Raw genomic sequence first — 11,997 nt, 5'->3', positions numbered from 1 at the left:
GAGCGCAGCGATACCCATGTTGCTGGTGCGCGGAATGATGGGTATCGCTGCGCTCCACGCCATCCTACGTGGCGTTTCCTGGGGGCTACGGAGCCCAGTGTAGGAGCGGGCCATGCCCGCGATCGCGCCCATGGGGCGCTCCTACAGGGAGGCAGTGCGATCCCGGAAGATGTCGGCGTCGGTTCGTGTATGGCACAGCTGGCAATTCGTCTGGCAGACAGCGACACTCGCGCGCCGCCGGCACTTGCTAGCCTCCGGCAATAGCCCCTCGTTCGGAGTCCCCATGCCTGCGCTGATCGCGCGCCTGGCGCTCGGTTGCCTGCTGCCGGTCGCCGTCCTGCTCGGCCTCGGCGCCATGCCGGGGCTCGGCTATGCCTGGGATTTCGCCAATGCCGCCGGGCTGCTCGGCGCCTGTCTGTTGGGGCTGTTGTTCGTCATCGGCGGCCGTCCGCAACCGCGCCCGCTCTACGAGGGCAAGTTCTTCCTGCGCCTGCACCGCGACCTGGGTTTTGCCGCCGTTACGTTGCTGCTGGTGCACATCGCTGTGCTGCTGGTTGACGAGCCGCTGCTGATCGAGGACCTGCTGCCGTCCGCGCCCGGCTACATGCTGGCCGGGCTGGCATCGGCAATCCTGATGCTGGTGCTGGCGGTTTCCAGCTTGAGCCGCGTTCGTCCGCGCTGGAGCAGCAGTGCTGCCTCGTTCCGCCGCTGGCATTACGGCGGCAGCCTGGTCGCCCTGTTGCTGATGGCCGTGCACGTGCTCGGCGCGGGCTACTACAGCGGCGGCCTGTGGAAGGGGGCGCTGCTGGTGGCGCTGATGCTGGTGGTGGCCATCTGGCCACGCCTGCCCAAACCGGCCAATGGCGTCAGTGGGCGCAAGCGCAACACGGCGCGGCGGGCTACCTGGTTCGCGCTGGCGGCCAGCGGGGTGATCATTGGCCTGTCGGCGCTCTACAGCCTGCTGGCGAATCTGGAGATGCCGCTGTGAAGCGCGTCGGGATCGGACTGTCGGTCGCCGCCGTGATGGCGCTGTCGGCTGGCGCGTGGTTCGCCCACGGGGACTGGCAACGCAGCCGGCCGCTGATGCCGCTGGCGTTCCCCCACGAGCCGCACGCCTCGGTGAACTGCATCACCTGTCACCATGACTACAAGGACCAGTCGCCCTCGGTCTCCGGCAACCGTACCTGCATTCTCTGCCACAAGCAGAGCCCGGAGCTGGCCGTGCGCATCGAGGCGGATTTCCACCAGCTCTGCCAGAGCTGCCACCTGCAGCGCCTGCAGGCGTTCCATGCCAGCGGGCCGGTACGCAGCTGCCTGGCGTGCCATCGCGATACAACCGGAAAATCCAACCCGTAGGGCGCATAACGCCCGAGGCGTTATCCGCCATCGCGGCGGATAACCCGTTCCGGGTTATGCGCCCTACGATGGTTCTTGCGCAAAAGAAAGCCCGGCATTCAGCCGGGCTTTTTTTCAGCTGCGATAAAGAACCGGCCGCCGCAGGTGCACATAGCTGTAGCCCTCGCGTGCCAGGGCTATACGTTGCGGGTCCAGCTCGGCTACCAGAAGCTCTTCGCTGTGTTTGGCCTTGGTCAGCACCTGGCCATCCGGGGCGACGATGCTGCTCAGGCCGCAGTACTCGATCTCACCTTCACTGCCGACGTAGTTGGCGTAGGCGAGGAATACCTGGTTCTCGAAGGCGCGGGTCGGCACCAGGACCTGGGCGACGAACTCGTAGGGGCGCATGTTGGCGGTCGGCACCAGCACCAGGTCGGCGCCGGCCATCGCCAGGCTGCGCACGTTCTCGGGGAACTCGACGTCGAAACAGATCAGCAGGCCGACCTTCCAGCCGTCCAGCTCGAAGATCGCCGGCGCCTCGTCGGAGGCGCTGAACTGGCTGCGGTCGAGGTCGCCGTAGAGGTGGGTCTTGCGGTAGTTGGCGCGGCGTTCGCCCTGGCGGTCGATCAGTTGCACGCTGTTGAAGATGGCGTCGCCGTCACGCTCGGGGTAGCCGTAGAGGATGCCGAGCTTGTGCTCGCGGGCGATCCCGGCGATGCGCAGGGCGGACGGGCCGTCACAGCTTTCCGCCAGTTCGGCGACGCGCTGGGCGCCGATGTTGTAGCCGGACAGGTACATCTCCGGCAGCACCAGCAGGTCCGCACCGTTCTGCACCGCCTGCTGCGCGGCCTGCTCCAGACGGCGCAGGTTGCCGGCGACGTCGTCGGGGCCGGGTGGGCACTGGTAGAGGGCGAGGTACATGGGCTTCTCCTTGGAAACGTGCAAGGCCGGGATCAGGCAGTTTGCACCCGATCCCGGCCTTGCGCGAGCCGCTGTTCAGTCAATGGCGGGGAATGCTGCGGATCAGTCCGGCAGCTCCATCGGGCCCAGTTCGGCGAAGCGGTCGCCGGGGCCGGGGTTGTCCGGATGGGTGGCGCCGCCGAAGTGCTTCATGATGCCCCACACGGCGTTGAGCGAGGTCTGTACCGCGCCTTCCACCCAGGCCGGGGTCCAGGACACGTCGTCGCCGGCGATGAAGATGCCGCGCTGCTCGGCGGGCATGTCGTCCTGCATGAAGTGCGCGTACATGCGCTGGTTGTAGCGGTAGTGGCCCGGCAGCGCGCCCTTGAAGGCACCGAGGAAGTGCGGGTCGGCCTCCCAGGACACGGTGATCGGGTTGCCGATGATGTGGCCGGCGATGTCGACCTTCGGGTAGACCTTCTTCAATGCATCCAGCGCAAGCTGCACGCGCTTCTCCACCGGGTGCGGGAGCATCTTCATGGCGTCGCTCATCCAGGAGTAGGACAGGCAGATCACCCCCGGCTTGTCGTCGCCGTTGTCGAACAGGTAGGTGCCACGGGTGAGGCGGTCGGTGAGGGTCATGCTCATCACGTCGCGGCCGGTCTGCGGGTCCTTGTCCTTCCAGAACGGCCGGTCGACCATCACGAAGGTCTTCGACGACTGCATGTAGCGGGTGCGGTCCAGGGCCATCCACATCTTCTGCGAGAACAGCGCTTCCTCGCACTCGATCTGGGTGGTCAGCAGCCAGGTCTGGCAGGTCGCCAGGACGGCCGCGTAGTGGCGGGTGTCACCCCAGTAGTCGGTGACGGCGAAAGTGCCGTCGGCGGCGCGGGCGATCTTCTTCACGCCCGGACGCGGCGCGCCGTTGTGCAGGCTGGCCAGGGATGTACCGGCCGGCCAGTGCGCGCAGTTTTCCGGCACATGGCTCCAGATGCCGCGCGGCACCTGCTCGACGCCACCGACCACCAGATGCTGGTGATCGTCGCAGTTGGTCATCACCACGCGAAAGATTTCCAGCATGGAGTTGGGGAAGTCCGAGTCCCAGCCGCCGGTGCCGAAACCGACCTGGCCGAAGATTTCCCGGTGGCGGTAGGACAGGCGCGAGAAGGCCTTGGAGGTGGCGACGAAGTCGTAGAAGGTGCGGTCGTCCCATTTGGGCACCAGCTCGCCCCACAGAGCTTTCAGCTTGACCGTGTCGCGCTCGCGCAGCGCGTCCTGGACCTCGGAGAAGCGCGCGCCGTCTTCCAGCGCCTCGGCCCAGGCCTGGGCGACTTCACGGAAGATTTCCGGCAGGTCGGCCATCTTCTCGGCGTAGTGGCTGGTGCCTTCCAGGTCGACCACGGTGCTGCCCGAGGCCGGGGTCAGCGGGTTGGGGAAGGGTTTGGTTTCCAGGCCGAGCTTGTCGACGTAGTGGTAGAAGGCGGTGCTGGAGACTGGGAAGCGCATGCCGCCCAGCTCGGCGATGATGCCGTCGGCGCCTTCGAAGGTCTCCGAACGTAGCCGGCCGCCCATCTTCGAGGCCTCGTAGACCACCGGCTTGAGGCCCATCTTCATCAGCTCGTAGGCCGCCACCAGGCCGGAAATGCCCGCGCCGACGATGGCCACTTCCTGGCCGTGCTGCTCGGCAGGGATGCTGCCCAGGCCGGCGGGGTGCTCGATCCAGTCGTCGAAGGCGAAGGGGAAGTCCGGGCCGAAGATGGTCACCGGTTTCTTGCCGGGAGTGTGGGGGTGGCGGTTCTTGTGCATGGGGGCTTCCTTCTTGTTCGACGTGCCAGTTGTTCTGCGTGCTGGCTTGTGTCACCAGCTTGGCAAGGCTTTGCGCAGCCCGCAGAAGCCAGTCGATGGATGGCGCGCGGGCAAAGAAATGGCGAGCTGATTGGGCTCGCCGTGACGTCCACTATTGCAAAGGCCGTCGTTGAAATGAACCTGACAATCTGCAAGATTGGCGAGAGCTTTCAGGCAGATTGATCAATACGATGAGCAATATGACGAAAAATGCCGACGCGGCCTTGTTGAACCTGCTGCGCGCCAATGCCCGCGAGTCGATCTCCGAGCTGGCGCGCAAGCTCGGGGTGTCGCGCTCCACGGTGCAGAGCCGCATCGAAAGGCTGGAGCAGCAGGGGGTCATCAGCGGCTACTCGATCAAGGTATCGGACAGCTATGCGCAGTCGCTGGTGCGCGCCCACGTGCTGGTGACGGCGTTGCCCAAGCTGTCGCACCCGGTGGTGCAGGCACTGGAGAAGATTGCCGAGGTGAAGACGCTGCATTCGGTGAGCGGCAACTTCGACATGATCGTGATAGTCGAGGCGCTGTCGATCCGCGACCTGGACGCGGTGCTGGACCGCATCGGCGCGCTGGACGGGGTGGAGCGGACGATGTCGTCGATCATTCTGTCGACGCGCATCGATAGGTGAGGGGTGTGCGTTCCCGGTAGAGGGCGGGCTTTGCCCGCCTGTCGCGGGCAGGGCCGGCGTTTGCGAGGGTTCGCGAGCAAGCTCGCTCCTACGCAGAGCACTCCGGAGCCGGGGCGGAACTGTAGGAGCGAGCTTGCTCGCGAACCGCCCAGCGCCGATGCCGCCCGCGAGAGCGGGCGACCGGCTGGAATCAGCCCAGGTCTTCTTCCAGGGCCAGCAGCTCTTCCACGCGCTGGCGACGGCGGATCAGCTTGGCTTCGGCGCCTTCGAGCAGCACTTCGGCGATCAGCGGGCGGCTGTTGTAGTTCGACGACATGGACGCGCCATAGGCGCCGGTGTCTTCGATCAGCAGCAGGTCGCCGACCTGGGCGCGCGGCAGGGCGCGGGGGATGACCACGCCGCCGTCGCCCTGGGTGAACACGTCACCGGACTCGCACAGCGGGCCGGCCACCACGGTGTCGATCACCTCGCGACTGGCGACGTCGCCGGCCAGCACGCGGATGCCGTGGTAGCTGCCGTACATGGACGGGCGCATCAGCTCGTTGAAGCCGGCGTCCACCAGCACGAAGTGGTTGCGGCCGGCGTCCTTGGTGGCGCGCACTTCGCTGAGCAGGCAGCCGGACTGGGCGACCAGGTAGCGGCCCGGTTCGATCTCCAGGTGCAGCTTGTGGCCGACCACGGCCTCGGCGGCCTTGCGCGCCTTGTCCCACAGCTGGAAGTAATGCGCGGTGTCCACTTCCGGGTCCCCAGCGCGGTAGGGGATGGACAGGCCGCCGCCGGCGGAGATGCCGGACAGGTCGTGGCCGGCGTCCTTCACCTGTTGCACCAGACCGAGCATGGCTTCGCCGACCTGGGCCAGGTGGCCGTAGTCGACGCCCGAGCCGATGTGCATGTGCAGGCCGACCAGACGCAGGCCGCGCTCGCCGATCACGTCCAGGGCGGCACGCAGGTCGCTGTGCCAGATGCCGTGCTTGGAGTGCTCGCCGCCGGTGTTGGTCTTGTTGCTGTGGCCGTGGCCAAAGCCGGGGTTGATGCGCAGCCACACCGGGTGACCGGGGGCGACTTCGCCCAGCTGGCGGAGCATGTCGATGGAGCCGGCGTTCACCGGGATGCCGTGCTCGACCACGGTTTCCAGGGTAGCGCGGTCCAGCAGGTCGGCGGTGAAGACGATCTCGGATTCATCCTCGCGGCACGAGTAGCCGGCGGCCAGGGCACGCAGCAGTTCGCCCTGGGACACCGCGTCGACCTTCACCCCCTGTTCGCGCATCAGGCGCAGGATGTGCAGGTTGGAGCAGGCCTTCTGGGCGAAGCGGATGATGTCGAAGCTCTTCAGGCGCTCGATCTGGCCGCGGATGGTGGCGGCGTCGTAGATCCACAGCGGGGTGCCGAATTGCAGGGCGAGCTGTTCGGCACGGGGCAGGGCGAGGAAAGTCATGAATGGGCTCCGAAGATAGATGGCGCTAGTCTACCGGCCATTTACGGAGCTGAATAATGCCGCTTGTTATTGGGTCAATTCAATTTTGATATAGGGTGCAGCCCACGCCGGCTTCGCGCAGGCGCTGCACCAGTACGCCGGCCTCTGCCTGGAGTGCCGCCACGAAGCGCTCGCGCAGCGGCGTAGCGGGGCGGTAAAGCGGTTTCGCCACGCTGACCTGGAACGGCAGCGAGAAGGCCAGCGGGCGCAACTGGATGCCCTGGCCCTGGAACATCAGCGCGGTGATCGGGTTGACCACGGCCAGGCCCAGGCCGGCGCGGACCATGCTGCATACCGAGACGGCGCTGTGGGTTTCCACCTGCATCTGCCGCTGCACGCCGGCGCCGAGGAACACGGCGTCGATCAGATGCCGGTAGCGGTCGCTGGTGGCCAGGCTGACGAAGGGCTGGCCGGCGAAGTCCGCCGCCTCCAGGCGCTCGCGGGCCAGCAGCGGATGGCCGTCCGGGAGGATGCATACCTCGTCCACCGCCAGCAGCGGCTGCAGCTCGGTGCCGCGCGGGGCGTCGTCGTTCTCGATCAGGCCGATGTCGTGGTGCTGCGCGCTGAGCGCCTCTTCCAGGTGCGGTGATTCGAGCGCCGCCACTTCCAGGCTGATCGCCGGGTTCTCCCGGCTGAAGCGCTTGCAGGCTTCCGGCAGCAGCGCCTGGGTCAGCGCCGGCAGGCAGCCGATGGAGAACTTGCCCTCGGCGAACTGCCCGAGGCTGTCGGCGAAGGCGACAATGCGGTCCAGCCCGGTGAAGGAGCGCTCCACCTCCTCGAACAGCATCAATGCGCGCGCCGTCGGCGCCAACCGCCCGCGCTCGCGCAGGAACAGCTCGAAGCCGACCAGTTGCTCCAGCCTGGCCAGCTCGCGGCTGACGGTGGGCTGGCTGGTATGCAGGAACGCCGCCGCGCGGGTGACGCTGCCGGTGGTCATGACCGCGCGGAAGACTTCGATGTGGCGGAGGGTGATCATGCTGGGCCCGATGCTGGAGTGCGGGGGCATTGTGGCGTTGTTCGGGGTGGTGCACCAGTGCGGGCTGGCGTGGCATGTCAGTGCGGACTTTGTCCGCTTTTCGCGGGCATGGCCCGCTCCTACATGGGCAGTCTCCAGCCGGCCTGTAGGAGCTGGCCATGCCTGCGACAGCCCAGCGCTTAAGCATCAGGATGGAATCATGTAGGGCGTTATCCGTATTTCGCCGGCAGCGTCGGCGTCAGATGTGTTCGCGAGCAAGCTCGCTCCTACGAAGAGCGCGCGGTACAAACCCGAACCTGTAGGAGCGAGCTTGCTCGCGAACCGCTTGGTGCTGCAAAGAGTGCATCAATGGAAATCCCGGCTCCGCACATCCAGGCCTTCCAGCAACTCGCTCAGATCCGTCAGCCGCCCGGCGATCACATGGCGCACGCCGTCCTTGGCTTCCAGGGTGCCGTCCACCTGCATCAGGCGGGCGCTGAGGAAGGGGCGGCGCTGCTGTTCGGCGAGGTCGCGCCAGACGATCACGTTGACCATGCCGAATTCGTCTTCCAGGGTGACGAAGGTGACGCCGCTGGCGGTGCCGGGACGCTGGCGGCCGACCACCAGGCCGGCGACGCGTACTGGGCGGCCGGTTTCCAGTGTGGCCAGTTCCCGCGAGCTGCGGCAGCGACGCGCCTTGAGGGCGCCGCGCAGTAGGGTCATGGGGTGCGGGCCGAGGGTGGTGCCGAGGGTCGCGTAATCGGTGAGCAGGTCTTCGCCGCGGCTGGGCAGCGGCAGGCTGATCGGCGCTTCCTCGGTGGCCTGGCCGGCGAACAGCGGCAGTTGCGGCTCGACCCCGGCAATCGCCCAGCGTGCCTTGTGCCGATGACCGGCAAGGCCGCGCAGGGCGCCGGCGTCGGCCAGCTGTTCGCGGGCGCGGCCGTCCAGATGGGCGCGCAGACAGAGGTCGGCGACATCGGCGAAGGGGCGTTGTTCGCGTGCCCGGGCGATGGCATTGGCGACTTCCTCGCGCAGCCCGCGCACCATGCGCAGGCCGAGGCGGATCGCCGGCTGGCGTTGGGCGACAGGCTCCAGGGTGCAGTCCCAGTGACTGTGGCGCACATCCACCGGGCGAATCTCCAGGCCATGACGGCGGGCGTCCTGCAGTAGCTGGTCGGGACTGTAGAAACCCATGGGCCAGCTATTGATCAGCGCGCAGGTGAAGGCCGCCGGCTCGTGGCATTTCAGCCAGCAGCTGGCGTAGGTGAGCAGGGCGAAGCTGGCGGCGTGGGATTCGGGGAAGCCGTAGCTGCCGAAGCCCTTGATCTGCTCGAAGATGCGCGCGATGTATTCCTGCGGGTAGCCCTTGGCGGTCATGCGCTCGAACAGCCGCTGACGGTGCGGTTCCAGACCGCCGTGGCGTTTCCAGGCGGCCATGGAGCGGCGCAGGTGGTCGGCCTCGCCGGGGGTGTACTCGGCGGCGATGATCGCCAGCTGCATCACCTGTTCCTGGAACAGCGGCACGCCGAGGGTGCGCTCGAACACTGGCTTGAGCTCCTCGGAGGGATAGTCGACCGGCTCCTCCTTGTTCCGCCGCCGCAGGTACGGGTGGACCATGTCGCCCTGGATCGGCCCGGGGCGGACGATGGCCACCTCGATCACCAGGTCGTAGAAGGTCCTGGGCTTGAGTCGCGGCAGCATGGCCATCTGCGCGCGGGACTCGATCTGGAACACGCCCACGGTGTCCGCGCGGCTGATCATTTCGTAGGTCTTCACACACTCCTGCGGCAGCGAGGCCAGCGTGAAGCGTTCCCCGCGATAGCGTTCTACGAGATCGAAGCAGCGGCGCAGGGCACTGAGCATGCCGAGGGCGAGCACGTCGACCTTGAGCAGGCCGACGGCGTCGAGGTCGTCCTTGTCCCACTGGATCAGGGTGCGCTCGGGCATTGCCGCGTTCTCCACCGGCACCAGGGTTTCCAGCGGCTGCTGGGAGATGACGAAGCCGCCGGGGTGCTGCGACAGGTGCCGGGGGAAGCCGACCAGTTGCCCGGTCAGGGCCAGCACGCGGCGCAGGATCGGGCTTTCCGGGTCGAAGCCGGCCTCCAGCAGGCGCTCGGGCGGCGGCGCTTCGCGGCTCCAGGCGCCGCAGCAGTCGGCCAGCGCGCCGACCTGGTCCGGCGGCAGGCCCAGCGCCTTGGCCACGTCGCGCACCGCGCCGGCGCCGCGGTAGGTGCTGGCCACGGCGGTGAGCGCGGCGCGGCTGCGGCCGTAGCGCTGGAACACGTACTGAATGACTTCCTCGCGGCGGTCGTGCTCGAAGTCGACGTCGATGTCCGGCGGCTCGTTGCGCTCGCGGGAGATGAAGCGTTCGAACAGCAGCTCGGAGGTGGACGGGTCCAGCTCGGTGATACCCAGAGCGAAGCAGACCACCGAGTTGGCCGCCGAGCCGCGTCCCTGGCAGAGGATGCTCTGGCGGCGGGCGAAGGCGACTATGTCGTGGACGGTGAGGAAGTAGCTGTCGTACTTCAGCTCGGCGATCAGCCCCAGTTCTTTCTCGACCTTCGCGCGATTTTCGTCACTGACCCCATCCGGCCAGCGGCGCCGGATGCCTTCCTCGGTCTTCTCGCGCAACCAGGTGGTCGGTGTATGGCCTTCGGGCACCAGCTCGCGTGGGTATTGGTAATCGAGGTGATCAAGGTCGAAGGAGCAGCGCCCTGCGATCTTCAGTGTCTCCGCCAGCAGCCCGGCCGGGTAGATCGCCGCCAGCGCCTCCCGCGGCCGCAGATGGCGTTCGCCATTGGGGTAGAGGTGCTGGCCGGCCTCGTGTACCGGCAGGTGCTGGCGGATGGCGGTCATGCAGTCCTGCAGGGCGCGGCGACCGCGGGCGTGCATGTGTACGTCGCCGCAGGCCACGGCGGGAATCTCCAGGCGTGCGGCCTGTTCCTGCAGGCGACGCAGCTTGCCGGTGTCGTCCGGGCCCTTGTGCAACTCGATGCCCAGCCACAGGCGCTCGGGGAACAGCCCGCGCAGCCAGAGGCCGTCGTCGTCCTTGTCGTCTCGCGGCAGCCAGATCGCCAGCAGATGCTCGAGGTTGCCGTCGAAGTCCGCGCGCACCAGGCGATAGCTGCCTTTCTCGGCGCGGCGGCGGGCGTGGGTGAGCAGGCGGCAGAGGTTCTCGTAGCCGGCCAGGTTCTCGGCCAGCAGCACCAGTTTCGGGCCTTGCTCGATGCTCAGCTCGCTGCCGGTGATCAGCGCGATCTCGTGCGTCTTCGCCGCCTGCCAGGCGCGGACGATGCCGGCCAGGCTGCATTCGTCGGTGATTGCCAGCGCCTGGTAGCCGTGTTTTTTCGCCCTCGCGAACAGCTCGTCGGCGCTGGAGGCGCCGCGCTGGAAGCTGAAGTTGGACAGGCAGTGCAGCTCGGCATAGCCGATGCCTTCGGCCGACGCGCTCATGCAAACCAGCCGTGCAGCAGCAGAGGGCCGTCGCCACCCACCGGGCGGAACACCCAGGCGCGCTGGCCGCTGCGGGTGCGCACCTGATAGTAGTCGCGGCGGATGTCCTCGCCGTCCCACCAGCCGGACTCGATGCGCTCGGGGCCGGCCAGCAGGGCCGGGGCGAACTCGCGCAGCGGTTGGGGCTCGGCCAGCAGCCAGCCGGGGCGCGGGGCTTCGGTGATGGCCTGAAGCGGTGTGGAGCTGCCTTGCCAGGCGCGCTCCGGACGATGGTCGGCGCGGCCGCCGAGGCTGTGTACGGCGTCGTCACCCAGTCGCGCGCGCAGGCGTTCGCGCAGCTGTTCCCAGGGCAGCGATTGCTGCGGGCGGTCGTCGAACAGCTCGCGGTGCTGCGGGACGAAGGGCGGCAGGTCGTCGGCCAGCAGCCGCACACTGTGCACCGGCGCGCGCAGTTGCAGCTGCTCCAGGCGGCCACGGGTCAGTTCGAAGAGCATCGCTGCCTCGCGCTCGGCGCTGAGCAGGCCGACCGGCATCTGCGTGTCGCTGCCTTCGTGGTGCTCCAGGTGCAGGACGAAACGCTGCACACCGCTGTCGCGCCCGGCGAGGAAGGCGGCGAGGTCGGCGGTCAGGCGGCGCAGCGGGAACAGCAGCGCCTGGGTGGATTCCACGTCGAAGTTCAGCTCGATGCGCGACTCGAAGCGGTCCGGCGGCCGGTAGAACTCCAGGGCCAGCGGGCGCTGGCCGAGCAGGGTGTCGACCTGCCGCAGCACCTGTGGCGGAAAGCGCCGGGCCAGGCTCTCGCGGGGCAGGGCGAGCAGTTGCTGCAGGCTGCGCAGGCCCATGCGCCCCAGCGAGGTGGCGGCGTCGCGCTCCAGGCCCAGGCGCTCCAGCGGCATCCGGCCCAGGTACTGGCGCAGCTGCTGGTTGTCGTGGATCGCCAGGCCGTCGTGGCCGTTGGCGAGGATGCGCGCGGCGGCCGGGTTGGGCGCGGCGGTGATGCGGTGGCGGAAGCCCAGCCCGTTCAACTCCTCGCGCAGGCGCGCCTCGAAGCGCGGCCAGGGACCGAACAGTTGCAGGCTGGACTGCACCTCCAGCAGCAGCGCACGCGGGTAGTGCTGGCTGACCTGCGAACTGAAGCCATAGGCCCAGGCGGCCAGCAGGTTCTGCCAGCGCTGCACTTCGCGCAGGTCGTATTCGGCGCTGGCGAAGTCGCGGCTCAGCGCCTGGGCGGCGGTGAGCGACTGGCCGGGCTTGAGGCCCAGCGCCCGCGCGGCCGGGTTCACCGCCTGCAGCACGCGGCGCTGGGGCGGCCCGGCGAGCAGTGCCAGGGCGGCGTCCGGCTCGGGACGGCCGCGCAGCACGCCGTCCATCGCCAGTTGCGGCAGGAGAATGCAGGCCCAGAGCAT

9 protein-coding genes are annotated in these 11,997 nt (G+C 68.1%); 3 read left to right on the top strand and 6 right to left on the bottom strand.

All coding sequences use genetic code 11. The features are described from left to right. Positions 1-283: 283 nt before the first annotated feature. Together J2T47_RS27800 and J2T47_RS27795 are read left to right on the top strand one after the other, a co-directional pair. Positions 284-988: a ferric reductase-like transmembrane domain-containing protein gene (locus tag J2T47_RS27800; protein WP_253453806.1), complete on the top strand. Its 705-nt coding sequence runs from the start codon at positions 284-286 to the stop codon at positions 986-988. Next, positions 985-1,356: a cytochrome c3 family protein gene (locus tag J2T47_RS27795; RefSeq protein WP_253453804.1), complete on the top strand. Its 372-nt coding sequence runs from the start codon at positions 985-987 to the stop codon at positions 1,354-1,356. The genes J2T47_RS27800 and J2T47_RS27795 overlap by 4 nt, the downstream gene beginning before the upstream one ends. Positions 1,357-1,470: 114 nt before the next feature. Here J2T47_RS27795 and J2T47_RS27790 read toward each other — a convergent pair whose 3' ends face one another. Both J2T47_RS27790 and J2T47_RS27785 read right to left on the bottom strand, forming a co-directional pair. Next, on the bottom strand, positions 1,471-2,256 hold the full coding sequence (locus J2T47_RS27790) for a carbon-nitrogen hydrolase family protein (protein WP_253453802.1): 786 nt from the start codon (positions 2,254-2,256) through the stop codon (positions 1,471-1,473). A 102-nt stretch (positions 2,257-2,358) separates the two neighbouring features. After that, complete coding sequence (locus tag J2T47_RS27785; protein WP_253453800.1) at positions 2,359-4,041, bottom strand: flavin monoamine oxidase family protein; 1,683 nt, start codon at positions 4,039-4,041, stop codon at positions 2,359-2,361. A gap of 239 nt (positions 4,042-4,280) precedes the next feature. Between J2T47_RS27785 and J2T47_RS27780 the strand changes: the two genes are divergently transcribed. Next, entirely contained in the window at positions 4,281-4,709 is a 429-nt protein-coding gene (locus J2T47_RS27780) for an Lrp/AsnC family transcriptional regulator (RefSeq protein ID WP_253453798.1), read from the top strand. 190 nt (positions 4,710-4,899) lie between these two features. Here J2T47_RS27780 and lysA read toward each other — a convergent pair whose 3' ends face one another. From lysA to J2T47_RS27760, 4 genes are all read right to left on the bottom strand, one after another. Beyond that, positions 4,900-6,144 (bottom strand): diaminopimelate decarboxylase, encoded by a 1,245-nt coding sequence (lysA, locus tag J2T47_RS27775; RefSeq protein WP_253453796.1) that lies wholly within the window; start codon positions 6,142-6,144, stop codon positions 4,900-4,902. Between the two features lie 79 nt (positions 6,145-6,223). Then, positions 6,224-7,159, bottom strand: coding sequence for a LysR family transcriptional regulator (locus J2T47_RS27770; protein ID WP_253453795.1), 936 nt, complete (start codon positions 7,157-7,159; stop codon positions 6,224-6,226). Positions 7,160-7,504: 345 nt separating this feature from the next. Further along, entirely contained in the window at positions 7,505-10,591 is a 3,087-nt protein-coding gene (locus J2T47_RS27765; protein WP_253453793.1) for an error-prone DNA polymerase, read from the bottom strand. Then, positions 10,588-11,997, bottom strand: a complete 1,410-nt coding sequence (locus J2T47_RS27760) for a Y-family DNA polymerase (RefSeq protein ID WP_253453791.1) — start codon at positions 11,995-11,997, stop codon at positions 10,588-10,590. The genes J2T47_RS27765 and J2T47_RS27760 overlap by 4 nt, the downstream gene beginning before the upstream one ends.

Origin of the sequence: Pseudomonas nitroreducens (assembly GCF_024170165.1) — a bacterium.
Lineage (GTDB): Bacteria > Pseudomonadota > Gammaproteobacteria > Pseudomonadales > Pseudomonadaceae > Pseudomonas > Pseudomonas nitroreducens_C.
Note: the sequence above shows the minus strand (reverse complement) of the source record. Positions and strands in the feature narration are given on the sequence as shown.